Below are 16083 nucleotides of genomic sequence, written 5' to 3' on the forward strand. Positions count from 1 at the left end.
CCCGCCGTGGCGTCAAATTCCATCACTCAACCATGTATGACTTGAAGGAATGCCAGAGATACTGGAGCGCTATGCATCGGACTGCATAGCGCAGAACATCGGGTTAGATTGGGTGAACGCGGCGGTCCGCAATGATTGACCAATGAGCGTCAAGTCTTCCGGCTAGAGCAAGCCGCGTGATATGTGAATCACTTGGCTTACTCTAATCTTTTGTTGTCGCATTGCTTTATGCGGAAAACCGGTTCCCACTTTTCCGCGCGATGCTCTAGAATGAATAGCCGAGCGATACGCCGTAGGTTCTGGGCTCCGCATACCGCCCCGCTTCGAGAGACAATGCATTCTGGCTCTTGTTAATGAAGTATTTGCCGTCGGTCAGGTTGCGGCCAAAAACCGAAATCTTCATATTCTCATCAAGGGTCAGTGTTGCGGCCGCGTCCAGCGTGACATAGGCCTTCTGGCTCAAGCTATTGTCAAATGTGAAATAAACGCGGCTGCTATAGTAAGGCGATACCGTCAGTTCCAGTTCATTGTTCCCGCCGACCGAAGTATGATAGCTCAGCGTCGAGCTTGCAGTAAACTCTGGCGAACGAACCATGTTATTGCCGCTTGCATTCACTACAACATTTGCGAACAGAAGCCCTGGGATGGGGACGAGGCTGCCGCCCGGCCCGATGGGAAGACTGACTATAGAGGTCGGATTCGTCGGATCGTTCACATAGCCCGGCGCGTTCTGGAAATCGACGTAACGCGCATGGGTGTAGGCAGCGGCCATGCGCAAATCGAAATTGTCGTTTATGCGCCAGGAAAGATCTGCGTCAATGCCATAGATACGTGACTTTGGAACATTGAATAGCTGGTTAAAAACCGCGCCGTTTGCGCCGGAGACAGTCGCATTCACCTGCGTATTAAGGTAATCATAATAGAATGCCGCAATGTTGAACGAGATGTCACGCGAGGCGGTTTTGAAGCCCAGTTCAAAGGCATCGACCGTTTCCGGCTTCACTCCCGGGCCATCCGCTGTAGTCGCATCAAACACACCGCTCTTGAAACCCTTGCTGTAAGTCGCGTAAATGTTCGTCTGCGGTGCCAGTTCGTATTTCAGGCCGACACGCGGAGTCCATTGACTGTCGGTTGCCCGTTGGAACCGGGTGAAGGGCGATGGGGCTGATACACCAAATGCGCTATCAGTTGCACGTTTCTCGTGACTATAACGGATACCAGCGATCAAAGAGAGATCCCCGAACTTGTACGTGCCATCAAGATAGCCGGCGATCGCATCCATACGCCCCTCGGAATTGGACAGCGCGGCACCGTTCGACGTGAGAAACGGTACCTTGGCCCGATTGCGGAAGTAATAAGCGCCGGTGACGAAGCTCAGCGGCTTATCCGAATCCGAAGCAAAATTGACTTCTTGCGAGAAGGTTTTGGTTTCAACCCTGAGCGTTAAGGACTGGTTGGCGTATCCGAGGTCAAGTTCGTTCACAGCCTGCAGATCGTTTCTCAACAGGGAAGTGAACGACGAAAAGGTGCCCATATCGGTTTCAAGCCTGGCGCGCGCACTATATTCGTTTGTCGATGTGCGGATGGACTGCATCGTATTATTCGAGCCATGGTAACGATCCGTGGCGAACGGCCCACCAGCCAGCACCGCAGTAAGGATCGGTGCTGGCTGGAAGTTTCGCGTATCAGCCCCGCTAGGGTCGTCGAAATCGGCGTGCGCGGCCGTAAGGATGAGCGAGAAATTGTCAGTCGGTTGCAGCAGGATTTTGCCGCGGGCAGTGAAGTTGTTGCCCTGGTTCAATATTCTGTTCGTCCTGAGGTCGCGAACATAGCCTTGCGAATAGCGATAGGCGACCGAACCGTTAATCGCGATCTTGTCGCTGACTGGCAGGTTAAGATATGCACTCGCGCGCACCTGATTAAAGCGCTCCCACGACACGTTGAACCGCCCTGATGTATCGAAGCTCGGATCGAGCGTACGCACCAGAATCGCACCGCCGGTTGCATTGCGCCCGAACAGCGTTCCCTGCGGTCCTTTCAGGATTTCCACACCAGCGACACTGGCTAGGTCGAACACGTTTCCGGTTGGCGTCGGATAGTAGATTTCGTCGATGTAAAGCGCCACATTCTGTTCGCCGCCCGACGCAGAAAGCGTCGATCCGATGCCGCGAATTGTCGGCGACAGTCCATAGACGGCCCGCTGCAGGTAGACACCTGGCGTCACTTTGGTGAGATTTTCGAGAGAAGTCGGACCCGCTTGCAGAATTTGGTCAGCAGAAATAGCCGTTACGGAAACCGGAACATCGACCAATCTCTCAGAACGGCGTTGCGCGGTGACGATGATTTCGCTGCCGTCGATTTCGTTGTCGTCGCCTGCTGCAGCCTGTTCGGCTGCCGGAGCCGGCGTCGTAATTTGGGCGTACGCCGCGCTTGTCCAAGCGATCACAAACATTGATGTAAGCGCAGTGAGTGTTTTTGGTTTCATGAGATATCCCCTCCTCGATTTTCTTGTTTATTGCGCCTCTGGTCCTCGGAACGGCGTTTTTAATCAAATGCGGAATCGGGCCAAGTGATGCCCGTCAGGAATGTCGAAAGGACGCCTGCTACCTAATAGGCACCAAAAAATACGAACACCGCCGTATTCCTTCAATGATCGTAAGTACATCGAAGGACCATGATGCCCTCACGATGAACATCTGCGACGGTCCCTGACGATGTGACTCAATATCAAACTATCGCGCGCAAGGATTCCTGCATCACGGGCAATTTACGAGCCAGGCTCCTGCTTTGCCGCCTGTCATGTTGCCGATCTACCGCTCATGGCGTCGAAATATGCTCGGTGTTCAGGCGACGCCGCGATGCTCTAACAGAAAGCATGCACCACCCACGCCAGACTTGAATGCCCTGGCCGAATGTGTCGGCCCAACCCTGCTCGGTATGCCTTTTTATCATGACCTCGCTAGACTAGGAATTTGACTTCATCGGGCACTTAAGGCCTCAGTCTCGTAATTATGGGTAGTGATCCGGTGCCGGTGACGTGGAGCATTCAATCGACGCGGCGCCTTCATGTTCATTCGTTAGGAACTGCAATAACGCGTGCAAACTCGGCTGGCTAAGACATGGCTGAGTTATAAGAGAGGATACGGAATTCATGAATTTCAACGACGGCTATGTGATGACCATCGACGGCGCCGCTGTGGCGGGCAAAGCGACGATCGAGGTGGTCAATCCCGCAACTGGCGAGCCCTTCGCATCGGCGCCGGACTGCTCAAAGGCGCAGTTGGATACGGCGGTAGCTGCTGCGGGCAAAGCCTTCAAAAGCTGGCGGAACACGCCAATAGCCGAACGTCAGGCTATGGTTGCAAAAGCGGGCGAAATACTGATCGCTAACGCTGAAGAAATGTCCCGCCTTTTTACCCGCGAGCAGGGTCGTAATGTGGAAATGGCAAAACAGGAAATCATTGGCGCAGGGATGTGGATGAAAGCTGTGGCAGCCATGACGCCTCCTGTACACGTATCCGAGGATAGTGACACACAGTTTATCGAAACCCGCTACGTACCCCTGGGCGTAATCTGCGCGATCGCGCCATGGAATTTTCCGGTCAACCTCGCTATGTGGAAGGTCGCGCCAGCATTGGTGGCCGGCAATACAATGGTGCTCAAGCCTAGCCCCTTCACGCCATTATGTACGCTAAAAATCGGACAGATGTTTGCCGACGTGTTTCCCCCCGGCGTGTTCAACGTAGTGAGCGGCGGCGATGATCTTGGCCCTATGATGACAGGCCATCCCGGCTTTGCCAAAATCAGCTTCACCGGCTCCACCGCTACAGGCAAACGGGTAATGGAAAGCGCCGCCAAGGACCTTAAGCGTGTCACTCTGGAGCTGGGCGGGAACGACGCTGCCATCGTGCTTCCCGATGTGGATATTGATGCTGTTGCACAAAGTATTTTTCTCGGTGCGTTCCTCAATACCGCGCAGATTTGTGTCGCCACGAAACGTCTTTATGTGCATGAAGATGTCTACGACGCGCTGCGTGACCGGCTGGCCGCGATCGCGAGCGCCACAAAGGTTGGCGACGGCGCCGAACAGGGTACAGTCCTTGGACCAATCCAGAACAAGCGGCAATATGAGCGCGTGATGGAGCTTCTGGAAGACGCCAAAACGAACAACCTGACGCTGATCCAGGACGCAGCGATCCCTGAAGGCGGTGGTTATTTCGTACCTGTAACCATAGTCGATAACCCACCCGAGAACTCTCGCGTCGTACAGGAAGAAGCCTTTGGTCCAATATTACCGATGCTGAAATTCTCCGATATCGACGATGTCATCGAACGCGCCAACGCGAGTGACTACGGATTGGGTGGCCAAGTCTGGTCGAAAGACACCAAAAAAGCTGTTGAAATTGCACGGCGCCTGGAAACAGGCACCGTGTGGATCAATCAAATGCTCAACCTGCGGCCAGATACGCCCTTTGGCGGGCACAAGCAAAGCGGCTTTGGTGTCGAGAACGGCATGGAGGGCCTACTCGAATATATGGTGCCGCAGGCAGTCTATCTTGCCCGGTAAATTCTCATCATAACTATCGTCGCAAGGGCGGAGGTAGTTTTATTTCAGGAACGCAGCGTCGTTCCTTGTGGAGCCGATTAATATGAGCGAATATAGTCTGCGTGGAAAAGTCGCGGCGGTCGGAGTGGGAGAAACCACATACTACCGCCACAGTCAGGCGCCCGAGCCGGAGTTTGTCCTGTGCCTGAAAGCAATCCTCGCTGCTTGCACAGATGCAGGAATTGATCCGCGTCATATTGACGGTTTCGCCTCATATAGTGATGATCGCAATACGCCTATGGCCCTCTCCGCAGCGCTCGGCGTAGACGAGTTACGTTTTTCAAACATGCAGTGGGGCGGCGGCGGCGGCGGCGTGGCCGGCGCGCTGGCCAATGCATCCGCAGCGATCGTTGGAGGCCTTGCTGACTGCGTCGTCGTTTATCGTGCGCTCGCACAAGGACAGTTCGGACGTTTTGGTCAAGGGGCACAAATCCCCGCCGTGCCTGGAGAATATTCCCTTGCGCTGCCTTATGGCCAGATGGCGCCTGCCCAGTTTTTTGCTCCCAAAGCAATGCGGTTCATGCACGAACATCAAATCGATCAGGATGCACTACGGGCGATTGCTATGGCTTCTTATCATCATGCCCAGGCCAATCCACGCGCCATCATGCATGGACGGCCGCTCACCGAAGAGAAATATGATGAGTCTCGCTGGATAGCAGAGCCATTTCATCTCTATGACTGTTGTATGGAAAATGACGGAGCCGCTGCGGTTCTGCTCGTATCGGCTGACCGGGCCCGCGACCTCAAGCAAATGCCAGCATTCGTGCTGGGCGCGGCAATGGGGGCGGCCCAGCGCGCACCTGGCACGCCCGCAGCAATCTTTGCAACGCCTGACTATCCCAGCTCCTACTTCAAGCCAGTGGCCAAACGGCTTTATGCGATGGCGCGGATGGGGCCACAGGATGTCGATGTAGTTCAATGCTACGAGAATTTTACAGGCGGCGTGCTGATGTCGCTTGTTGAGCATGGTTTTTTCGAACCGGAAGAAGCGATGGAATTCCTTAAACTTGAAAATCTGATTGCGCCAACAGGGCGGTTGCCACTGAATACCAGCGGCGGCAATCTGGCTGAATGCTACATGCATGGCCTGGGTCTCCAGATTGAAGCAATCCGGCAGATCCGAGGCAAATCGACGAGCCAGGTTCCCGATGTAAATGTTTCACTTGCTGTCGGCGGACCGATGTCCCCGCCGGTCAGCACCATCCTATACGGTTCGGAGGCCACGCTCTGATGTCAAACTATTCTCCAAAAGCAGAAACACCGGCACCAAACGCCGAGCAAACTGGCGGCCGCACTCCGGGCTCTAACTATTATCTTCCCGAAGGATTGCCAGTCCCTGTCATCAATCCAGACGACCTCTACGGGCCCTTTTGGCAAGGCGCCAGGGACGAAAAGCTACAGGTCCAACAAAATCCCGCAACAGGTAGCTATCAATGGCCCCCGCAATGGATTGCTCATGACACCCAGAGCTTTGATCTAGAGTGGGTCGATGTGGAACCTCGGGGAGTGATCTATAGCTGGACGCGCGTCTGGCACCCGGTCCATCCCGTATTGAAGGATGCAGGGCCCTATATCATCGTTATCGTTGAACTACCCCATGCTGGCGGCATTCGCATGCTAGGCAATCTGCTTGGTGACCCTCACCAAGTGGTGCAGATCGGCAGCGCTGTTGAGGCTGTCTTCGAGCATCACAATGATGCAGCGGCACCGTTCACTTTGATCCAGTGGCGTCCGGTCACTGCCTCCGAATTGTAAGCCGCCGAATTGTAACAGGTAAAGGATCCGAAGGCTCCGTTATTGGCGCAGCTTCGGATCCCCGTTTCCACCGGCGGATCGATGCCCCCAACTTATACGATCCACCGGCAGAATCTGTTAGAGCATCGCGCGGGAAAGTGGGAACCGGTTTTCCGCATAAAGCGATGCGACAACAAAAGCTTAGAGCAAGCCAAGTGATTCACATATCGCGCGGCTTGCTCTAGAATTCCAGTTATTCGGCGAGTGTTTCGGCCGTTCGGCCATCGCCAAATGTCGAGTCCCTGCTTGTTAATGCAGCAGTTAGTCCCTTACCCTGTACCTGTGCAATGAAGGCCTTGGTAGTTTCGGTCGCCATTGCCAGTGCTTGCATTTCTGTCCCCGCCCGGATTCCTTGACGCATCCCCATGGCTTCCATCTGCCGGTGCACCGCGCGCTTGTTGATCTGCTGAAGATCTGACGGAATTTTTGCAACGCGGGCTGCGATTTCGAGTACTCCGGCTTCAAGCATATCCAACGGAAAGGATTTGTTCGCGAAGCCGTAGTTTGCAGCTTCCGATCCTGACATCGCATCACCTGTAAGCATAAGTTCCATCGCTCGGCGCATACCCATGACCCAGGGATAGAACTGGTTATCGGGTGGACTAATGGATCGTACCGCAGGATAGCCGATCTTGGCATCATCTGCTACATAGACAAGATCGCAAGAAGCAGCGAGTTCGGAACCGCCCGCCAGGCAATGGCCATGTACCTGGGCGATGACCGGCTTGGCCAGATCCCAAATCAGGAACCCGCCTTCAACAACATGGCGCGGCCAGTTACCAAGGCCGGGAGCTGTATAGAAAGGCTGGTTCTGGCGGGTATCGGAGGCAAGATCATAACCGGCAGAAAAGCAAGGGCCAGCGCCGCGAATAATCGTCACAGAAATCTTATCGTCCCTATCCGCAGATTGCAGGGCAGCAAACAGCTCGCTGCGCAGGGCGTTGCTAAGCGCATTGCGTTTGTCTGGCCGGTTGAGAGTGATGCGCCGGACGTTGTCAATAGGATCATCAACAAAGATAAATTGATAGTCGGTCATGCCGTATTTTCTCCGTGGTTTTTCGCAATCTGGTTAGATATGTTGACAGGGGGAGTGGGCGCTAGGGTAAATGCGTTACCCGTTCTTCGCGCAACTGCGATCTGCGTGCCTTGCCTGCATCGTCCCGCAAATTCTTGCTGGTGAATTCAAATGTCCGGGGTATCTTATACCGCGCGAGCTTGTCCGAGAGAAATTCACGCAAGTCATCCGCACCTTTCTCTGCATTGGCACCGGCGATTTGCACAATGGCATGCGCCCGTTGTCCCAGATCACCGTCAGGAAGGCCGATCACGATCGACGACTGAACATCCGGATGCTCATCAAGAGCGGCCTCAACCTCTGCCGGGAATATATTGGCGCCGCCCGACACGATCATGTCCGTCCGCCGGTCGGCGATATAGAGATAACCTTCCGCGTCAACATGGCCAAGATCGCCATAAGTTTGCCAGCCGTCGACCGCCTTTGCCTGTGCGCCGATATATTCATAGCTCGAATTAGGGCCGGCTGCGGGAAGGAAGTAAATCTCGCCCACTTCACCGGGCGCGCACTCTTTACCCTGCTCATCCAGTATCCGCATCTGGTATCCGGGCGGAGGACGACCCACCGAACCTTTGTGCGTTAGCCATTCGCCTCCGGTAATGAACGTAAAGCCCATGAGCTCCGTTCCGCCATAGACTTCGAATATCCGGTCGGGACCGAACCAATCAATCCACGCTTGCTTGAGCCATACAGGACATACCGAAGCCATGTGCCACACGCTTTCAACGCTCGATACGTCGAACGACTCTCGCTGCTCGGCTGGTAGCCGCCAGATCCGGCTCATCATCGTTGGTACGAGGCTCATCCAATTCACCTTATGCCGCTCAATTAGCTCAAGTGCGCGCAGCGGATCAAATCTCCCCATTTCAACAACATGACCTCCCGCGAAGAGGCAGTGGGTCGATGTCAGGAACGGTGTATTGTGATATAATGGGCCGGGATTGAGCATCGTGTCGCCGGGTTTCTGGTTCATCGGAGGCTTGTGCGGGTCGAAAAAGCAATTGTGACGATCTACAATCAGCTTCGGTCGGCCAGTGGAACCGCCGCTCGTCCCGATCTTCCAATGGGGAGCTGTCTTTGTGGGCAATGCACCGCCCGGCACCTCTGTCAGCGGCGGGGTGCCAGTGGCTAGAAAATTCCAACCTTCTACGCGAGCACTTTCATCGGCGATGACGAGGCAGGGTTTTGCGAGTTTAACAATCGCTTGTAACTCGGATGAAGGCAATTTTGAAGATACGAGATTGGGTACCGCGCCCAATTTCCAGACCGCAAAGACGGTCTCATAGAATTCCAATCCATTGGGTACTGACAGCGTCACCACTTGGCCCTCGCCAACCCCTGCCGCCGCGAGCTGGCGCGCCTTACGGTTGGAGCTGATGTCGAGCTCTGAATAGCTTGTAGTCACGCCTTCAAAGGTAACCGCAGGCAGTGCGGCATCCTTTCCGGCATGATAGGCTAACAATTCCCCGATTGGCATCGCAGTACTTACTGCACTCATGGAATTCAGAATGTCATCCGCCAACTCAACGCTCCTCGCCTAAATGAAGTCAACGATCATACAGCTCCGGCCGTTTCGTCCCGTTACTTCTGTGGCTGCACTCTACACAGGACCAGAAAGGATGGGATTGGATATATAGGTGCCAGCCATTCCTGCCGGTAATGGCTGGCACTATTCGCACGATCTCGCGCGAACTGGAGCAAGCCGCGCGATATGTGAATCACTTGGCTTGCCCTAATCTTTTGTTGTCGCATCGCGCGGAAAACCGGTTCCCACTTTTCCGCGCGATGCTCTGGATGAATCTGGCATTGTCACCGGGTTGGATCAATCAGATATTTCTCCCCTGTCGCCCGACGACAATAGGATTTCAGCGTATCAGGATCGAGCGCCTCGCGCAGGCTGATCGTCGCCGAATAATGGCTGGCAAAAGTGGTGGTAATCTCCTGAAGCGCGCGCTGGCGCATCGCTGCATAAACTTCGCTTCCGGCTTTCTTGATAAACGGGCCTAGCAGGAACCCATTGACACTCCACTCAAAGCCAATGGCCATTCGGTTAGTCACGATCGGCCCCAGATCGAGAGCTCCGTAAATATAAAGCTGTTTGAACAGGCTTGAGCCGTAGCGGCTGAACTCTGTTGTGGTGCGGTTTGCTGCATGCTCCATGGCCTCCAATATTTGACTACCCAATGTCCCGCCGCCGATCGCGTCGAACGCAAGCGTTGCGCCGGTCTGTGCAACCATGTCTTCCAGCTTGCCGGTAAAATCCGGGTCAGTGCTGTCCGCCACATACGCAGCTCCGATATCGCGAAGAATTTGCGCCTGCTCCGCACTGCGTACAATATTCACCAGTGGTATACCGTCGTGCAGGCAAATCTTCTGCAGCATCTGCCCGAGATTGGAAGCGGCAGCCGTGTGGACAATTGCCTTGTGGCCCTCCATCTTCATCGTCTCGACAAAAGCCAGCGCGGTGAGCGGATTGACGAACATCGCCGCACCGGCTACAGAACTCACATTTTCGGGCAGTTCGACAGCATCATTTTGCTTGAGTTTGCGGTACTGGGAATACATCCCTCCGCCCGCCATCGCTACCCTCTTGCCGATCAGTGCCTTTGCATCACGGCCTGCATCAACTACAATGCCCGCTCCTTCATTGCCCACAGCCATTGATACCCCGATCCGGGTCTGTAGCGCCTCCATGCGTCCTTGCGGCACAGAAAAAGTTGCAACCGGACGATCGGCGCTACCGGAAAGTCTGACCGATCTAATGTCAGCTGAGCTCAACAATAGTCCGATGTCCGACGGGTTGATGGGTGCCGCTTCAACACGTACAATAATTTCATCGCTCGCAGGGGAAGAGAGCACCACTTCTTCAAGACTAAGCGTCAAAGTGCAGTCGGCGTTCACAATTGATCGCAGTTCCAAACCTGTTACGTCATTCATTTGGTTTCTCCATGATTTGATAGCGCAGTTCGGCGGTGATGCGGGACTGAATTTGCCGATTGCCAGGTTTGCGTATCGAGCTTGCAGGCACCCCGCAACATAGAGAAGAGTGGCAACATATCCGTTTGGCTCGACATGTCTTTTGCTGGCTATCGGCTCTAAATGATTGAGAATAATCAATAAACATTACTATTTGTGACAGGATATGCCATGTTTTGCCATTCATTGCAGGAATGGCGCCGCATACGAATGCACTCGACCGCTCGTCCGAACTTCCGAACAATTGAGGTGCTCCACGATTCGTGTGCGAGCGGGGGCATAGTTGAGGAGCGGAATGGTGCGAACAGTCGGATATGTAGATGCCGTGCGAACGGCGGTTGCACACCAACTGGACATGCCTGCTACGTCGTTTGAATCGCGAAATCGAAGTTGGGGCGAAATCCTTGATCGCGCCGCGCGCATCGCCGGCGGTCTGAAAGCGCTTGGCGTTTTGCCGGGCGACCGAGTCGTGTTGCTTTCTACCAACAGCGAAGATTATCTAACGCTTTATCTCGCCATTCCTTGGGCGGGTGGAGTGATGGCACCGCTTAACAATCGTTGGACATCAATTGAAAACGCTTTCGCGATTGATGATTGCGAACCGCGCATATTGTTTATCGCCAGCGACATATTGCAGACTAATGCGGCGATGCTGGCCGAGCGATCTGACAAAGTTAAGCTGGTCGCACTGGGTGAGCCCATTGAAGGCGTCATTTCGCTGGGCGAGCTTCTGGTGCATGAGCCGGTGGAGAACGCAGGACGTGGTGGCGATGATCTACTGGCGATATTTTTTACCGGCGGAACGACCGGCCAGTCCAAGGGTGTGATGCTCAGCCATGCCGGTTTTCTTGCCAATTGCATGGCAATGCGTGAGGCTGGACTGTTCCCCGACGCCTGCCGCGGACTGATCGTCGCACCGCTGTTCCATCTGGCGGCCGCTGCTGCGCTGACCATGACCTACTCGCGGGCGGCACGGCAGTGATCGGCAGGGCCTTTGATCCCACAGCTACGCTTGATCTGATTGCTGACGAACATGCCAATACCGCACTGCTCGTGCCGACAATGATTCAAATGATCCTGGATGCACCTGACTTCGATCCTGCCAAGCTCGCGGGGGTCCACTCCATCATGTACGGCGCATCGCCAATGCTCGAAGCGACGCTTGACCGCATCATGGCCGCCGCGCCGCATATCGATTTCTTCCAGGCCTATGGCATGACCGAACTGTCCTGCACAGCAACCTTGCTTGAACCCGACTATCACAGAGGAGCACACCGCGCGGCCGGTCATCATCGCGGTGCTGGCAAGCCGCTGCCTATTGCAGAAATTGCGATTACGGATGAAGCGGGCCAGTTTCTCCCGGTCGGCCAAGTCGGAGAAATTCTGGTGCGCGGTGCTGGCGTGATGCTCGGCTATTGGAACCCACCCGAACTCACTGCCGAGTTGTTACGCGATGGCTGGATGCACACCGGCGATGGCGGGCGACTTGACGATCACGGCGTGCTTTATGTTGTCGACCGGATCAAGGACATGATCGTTACAAGCGGTGAGAATTTCTTTTCGGGCGAGGTAGAAAGCGTCCTCGCATTGCACCCAAGCGTCGCGCAAGTTGCGGTGATCGGCGTACCCGACAGTCGCTGGGGCGAGCGTGTGCATGCGGTCGTCCTGCCACGTCCAGGAGCCGAGGTCAGCGAGTCCGGACTCGTCGCGCACTGCCGCGAACGGATAGCGGGGTATAAATGCCCGCGCTCAATCGAATTCTGGACAACGCCGCTGCCGCTCTCGGCGGCAGGCAAGATCGTCAAAGCCGAACTGCGCGCTAAATATTGGGATGGGCACAGCAAGAATGTCTCCTGAGCGTTCGCCTTGGATTGATGACGAACTGGTGATGTTGCAGCGCCATGTCGCGCGGTTCCTTGCGCGCGAATTCGCGCCGCATGTCGAACACCGGGAACCCTGTGTCGAGATGCGCATGGTGATGGTGGTGCGCAATGGGTGCCTATCTCTTTTGCATCCCGGAAAGCGACTATGTGAGTGGCGAAGTGCTGATCGTCGGTGGCGGCGTCAACTTGTGATTTCTGACGCCGCAATGGGACTGAGGAGCGACCAAGGATGAATTTTGATTATACCGACGATCAGAAATTTCTGAAGCAGGAGGCTCGCAAATTCCTCCAGGCACATTGCCCGATCACGACTACCCGCAAAGTTCTTGACGACAACAGCAAAGCCTTTGATCGCGAGCTGTGGCAGGCGGTGATAGACATGGGATGGACAGGCGCCGCGATACCCGAAAAATGGAGTGGTAGTGGCCTTGGGCACATTGAGCTTTGCGCTATCGCCGAGGAGCTTGGTCGCGTCATTGCACCTATTCCGTTCGCCTCGACAGTCTATGTCTTTGCCGAGGGTATCATGGCGCTTGGAAGCGATGCCCAATGTGAAGCCATTCTACCCGGAGTGGCACGCGGAGACGTGATTGGCTGTCTGGCCACTAGCGAGCGTGAGGGATTGACCGCCTTCACGGCAATAGATGCGCGTGTAGCGGGCGGCAGGCTCAATGGTACCAAACTGCCCGTGACCGACGGTGATATCGCCACACACGCAATCGTCGCAGCGCTTGATGAAGCGGGCCCCGGCCTGTTTGTCGTGCAGTTGACAGGCGACGGGATCATACGTGAAACAGTCCCGACGCTCGATCCCACCCGCAGCGCAGCGCGTGTAGAATTCCGGGGCGCACCATGTGAACGGCTGGGCCCTGTAGGTGATGGTGCGGCGTCGCTGGCCACAATTCTTGACCGCGCGGCGGTATTGCTCGCTTTTGAGCAGGTAGGAGGAGCTGATCGCTGTCTGGAAGTCGCCAGGGACTACGCCATGGAGCGCTATGCTTTTGGGCGCGTGATAGGCAGCTATCAGGCAATAAAGCACAAGCTGGCAGACATTTATGTCAAGAACGAGATCGCCCGATCAAGTGCATATTATGGTGCATGGGCGCTCGACGCGGGCGCGATTGAGCTTCCCGCCGGGGCGGCGGCGGCACGTGTTGCCGGCATTCAGGCCTATGATTTCGCCGCGCGAGAAAGCCTCCATACGCATGGCGGAATGGGCTTTACCTGGGAGGCAGATTGCCACCTTCACCTTCGCCGCTCGCGCCAGTTAGCTCTCGCGCTTGGCGGATTGCCTGTCTGGCGGGAACGGCTCGTTCTTAACCTCGAAGCCCGAAACGCTGTGTGATCCGGAGATAGCCATGGATTTCAACGATAGTCCTGAAGAAGCCGAATATCGCGCAAAAGTACGCCGCTGGCTGGAAAAGAATGCGCCCGTCTCGCGAATCAAGGTGGCGCACGGGCACGAAAACCCCGAGTTTATTGCCGATGAAAAAGCGTGGCAGGCCAAGAAGGCTGACGCCGGTTACGCAGGTATTACCTGGCCAAAGGAATGGGGCGGCGCGGGAGGCACACCCAACGAAAATATCATATTTCATGAGGAAGAAGCAAGGCTGGGGGTCGGCACAATCATCTTCGGGCTAGGCCTTGGAATGTGTGTGCCTACCATCATGACAGCCGGCAGCGACGCGGACAAAGAGCGATTTGTCAAACCTGCCATGCGCGGCGAGGATATCTGGTGCCAGCTCTTTTCCGAGCCTGGGGCGGGGTCAGATGTGGCGGCAAGCCGCACGCGCGCTTTACAGGCTGAGGATGGTTCGGGCGACTGGATCATCAATGGCCAAAAGGTCTGGACGTCAGGCGCCCATATGGCCGATTATGGCCTGCTGCTTGCACGAACCGATCCCGATGTGCCAAAGCATAAAGGTCTCACGATGTTCTGGGCCGACATGAAAAGTCCAGGTATCGACATCAGGCCACTTCACCAGGCTGACGGTGGAAGCGGTTTCAACGAAGTATATTTCACCGATGCGCGCTTAAAAGACAGCCAGCGCGTCGGAGAGATTGGCAGAGGATGGAATGTTGCGCTTGTCACGTTAATGAACGAGCGGCTGTCCGTCGGTGGCGGAACTGGCCCTGGCTGGGCCGCGCTCATGGCGCTGGCCAAAGTTTTACCGGGGGTGGAAGGAAAAGGCACGGTGCTGAGCGATGGCGGGTTTCGCGAAAAACTCGCCGATTGGTATGTGGCAGCCGAAGGTCTCAAGCTGACGCGTCTGCGTAGCCAGACGGCGCTGAGCCGCGGCGAAACACCGGGGCCTGAAGCCTCAATTGGCAAAATAATCGCTGCCCGCCAGATGCAGGATCTGGCCGTGGAGGCGCTCGACAGGCTCGACCAGTTTGGTATTATGTTGACCCCGACCCAATTGCCGTATGTCGAGGGCTTCCAGCGCAATTTCTTTTGGGGATCAGCAATGCGCATAGCGGGTGGAACCGACGAGATCCTGAAAAACATTATTGCTGAACGTGTCCTCGGCTTACCGCTCGACATTCGTGTGGATCGCGATCCGGCTTTCAAGGACATTGCTGGTGGCAGATGAACGGGGGAGCCATTTGGCGGAAAATTCAATTCTTTTGGATCGGAAGGGCGCGGTCGCCTATCTGACGCTCAATCGCCCCGATGCCGGAAATGCGATCAATGCACCGTTTGCGCGCCAATTGCTGAAGGCGGCCAAAACGGTCGAAGCCGATAGCGCAATCTGTTGTCTGGTTGTTCGTGCCGCTATTAATCCGGTTCTGACTGCGAATTCAACCGCCGATAACTATTTCAGATGATGGCATCCGTTCGCGGCAAGCCTTAATGAACGCTCGCACTGCGGGACGCGGATCCCATCTCAGACGCGTGGCGCAGCAAAGCGGGGATGCCGGCAGAATACCAATATCCGGCACACACTCAAAATACCGCGTGAAAATGCTAGTTTGTGTGTAATGGATCGACGCGATACTGATCGCCTCTGTTTTGCGCACGAGTTTTGCCACAATCGGGAAATAATCCACGACATGTGGCCGCTCATACGGTTCTTCGGCTGAATCTTCATAGATCTCACGCCAGACAAGATTATAGGGCGACCACCCGGAAGGTGCGATAAGGTCATATTTGGCAATATCTGCCTTAGTCAGATCGTGAACGTCAAGAATGGGGTGGTCCTTCTTGACGAAAAGTGTGGTTTGCAATGGCCGCATCGGCTCACGCCGAAAGTCAGGCTGCTCCTTGAAAGCATCATCATATCCCAGCGCAACATCTATTGCTCCAGCACGTAATTGCTGCACGATCTTGTCATATGTGCCGCCGACAATATTCAGACGGATTTTGGGATGCCGACTTACCAGTGTCGATAGAGGATCGACCAGCAACCATTCTAGCGAGGATGGGCAAACACCGATCCTTAGCACACTGGCATAAGGATCCGATCCCATCGCTGCACCATGCATCAAGTCTTGCGCGTCGTCCAGCAGGCGCGATGCTCGCTCGACGAACACTCGCCCCTCTTCGGTCAGGAGAACGCCCCGTGCGGTCCGATTGAATATCGAGTAGCCGAGTTCCATTTCAAGAACGGCGACACTTTTTGTGATTGCAGACTGGGTCACGCCAACCCGGTCTGCAGCGGCGGTGAACGAGCCATAGCGTGCTGTAGAAACGACATAAATGAGACGTCGGTCGATCATACGTCCATTCATATCCTGAATGACTG

Annotated in this window: 12 protein-coding genes and 1 pseudogene; 8 read left to right on the plus strand and 5 right to left on the minus strand. The window is 55.3% G+C overall.

Going from position 1 to position 16083, the window contains the following annotated elements; translation table 11 throughout:
* Positions 1 to 265: 265 nt before the first annotated feature.
* On the minus strand, positions 266 to 2485 hold the full coding sequence (locus VIN76_RS00905) for a TonB-dependent receptor (protein WP_332039931.1): 2220 nt from the start codon (positions 2483 to 2485) through the stop codon (positions 266 to 268).
* Positions 2486 to 3151: 666 nt separating this feature from the next.
* Here VIN76_RS00905 and VIN76_RS00910 point away from each other — a divergent pair.
* The 3 genes from VIN76_RS00910 (at position 3152) to VIN76_RS00920 (ending at position 6364) form a co-directional block, all read left to right on the plus strand.
* Positions 3152 to 4567: an aldehyde dehydrogenase family protein gene (locus VIN76_RS00910; protein WP_332039932.1), complete on the plus strand. Its 1416-nt coding sequence runs from the start codon at positions 3152 to 3154 to the stop codon at positions 4565 to 4567.
* Between the two features lie 82 nt (positions 4568 to 4649).
* Positions 4650 to 5840 (plus strand): thiolase C-terminal domain-containing protein, encoded by a 1191-nt coding sequence (locus VIN76_RS00915; protein WP_332039933.1) that lies wholly within the window; start codon positions 4650 to 4652, stop codon positions 5838 to 5840.
* The gene (locus tag VIN76_RS00920) at positions 5840 to 6364 is read left to right on the plus strand and encodes a Zn-ribbon domain-containing OB-fold protein (RefSeq protein WP_332039934.1); all 525 of its coding nucleotides are present in this window, start codon (positions 5840 to 5842) and stop codon (positions 6362 to 6364) included. The genes VIN76_RS00915 and VIN76_RS00920 overlap by 1 nt, the downstream gene beginning before the upstream one ends.
* A gap of 232 nt (positions 6365 to 6596) precedes the next feature.
* Here the strand turns inward: VIN76_RS00920 and VIN76_RS00925 are convergent, their stop codons facing one another.
* From VIN76_RS00925 to VIN76_RS00935, 3 genes are all read right to left on the minus strand, one after another.
* Complete coding sequence (locus VIN76_RS00925; protein ID WP_332039935.1) at positions 6597 to 7439, minus strand: enoyl-CoA hydratase-related protein; 843 nt, start codon at positions 7437 to 7439, stop codon at positions 6597 to 6599.
* A 61-nt stretch (positions 7440 to 7500) separates the two neighbouring features.
* Positions 7501 to 9000, minus strand: coding sequence for an AMP-binding protein (locus VIN76_RS00930; RefSeq protein WP_332039936.1), 1500 nt, complete (start codon positions 8998 to 9000; stop codon positions 7501 to 7503).
* A 287-nt stretch (positions 9001 to 9287) separates the two neighbouring features.
* Positions 9288 to 10415 carry a zinc-binding dehydrogenase gene (locus VIN76_RS00935; RefSeq protein ID WP_332039937.1) on the minus strand — a complete coding sequence of 376 codons (1128 nt, stop codon included), beginning with the start codon at positions 10413 to 10415 and terminating at the stop codon, positions 9288 to 9290.
* A gap of 394 nt (positions 10416 to 10809) precedes the next feature.
* Here VIN76_RS00935 and VIN76_RS00940 point away from each other — a divergent pair.
* The 5 genes and pseudogenes from VIN76_RS00940 to VIN76_RS00960 all read left to right on the plus strand — a co-directional run.
* Positions 10810 to 11813 (plus strand): annotated as a pseudogene (locus VIN76_RS00940) (class I adenylate-forming enzyme family protein); the annotation flags it as partial.
* A 171-nt stretch (positions 11814 to 11984) separates the two neighbouring features.
* Positions 11985 to 12311 (plus strand): AMP-binding enzyme, encoded by a 327-nt coding sequence (locus VIN76_RS00945; protein WP_332039969.1) that lies wholly within the window; start codon positions 11985 to 11987, stop codon positions 12309 to 12311.
* Positions 12312 to 12566: 255 nt separating this feature from the next.
* Positions 12567 to 13682: an acyl-CoA dehydrogenase family protein gene (locus tag VIN76_RS00950; RefSeq protein WP_332039938.1), complete on the plus strand. Its 1116-nt coding sequence runs from the start codon at positions 12567 to 12569 to the stop codon at positions 13680 to 13682.
* A gap of 13 nt (positions 13683 to 13695) precedes the next feature.
* Positions 13696 to 14931, plus strand: coding sequence for an acyl-CoA dehydrogenase family protein (locus VIN76_RS00955; protein WP_332039939.1), 1236 nt, complete (start codon positions 13696 to 13698; stop codon positions 14929 to 14931).
* Entirely contained in the window at positions 14921 to 15166 is a 246-nt protein-coding gene (locus tag VIN76_RS00960) for a hypothetical protein (RefSeq protein WP_332039940.1), read from the plus strand. Before VIN76_RS00955 ends, VIN76_RS00960 begins: the two co-directional genes overlap by 11 nt.
* Here VIN76_RS00960 and VIN76_RS00965 read toward each other — a convergent pair.
* Positions 15140 to 16057, minus strand: coding sequence for a LysR family transcriptional regulator (locus VIN76_RS00965; RefSeq protein ID WP_332039941.1), 918 nt, complete (start codon positions 16055 to 16057; stop codon positions 15140 to 15142). The two genes, VIN76_RS00960 and VIN76_RS00965, sit on opposite strands and share 27 nt — an antisense overlap.
* Positions 16058 to 16083 lie beyond the last annotated feature (26 nt).

This window comes from Parasphingorhabdus sp., assembly GCF_036568145.1.
GTDB lineage: Bacteria > Pseudomonadota > Alphaproteobacteria > Sphingomonadales > Sphingomonadaceae > Parasphingorhabdus.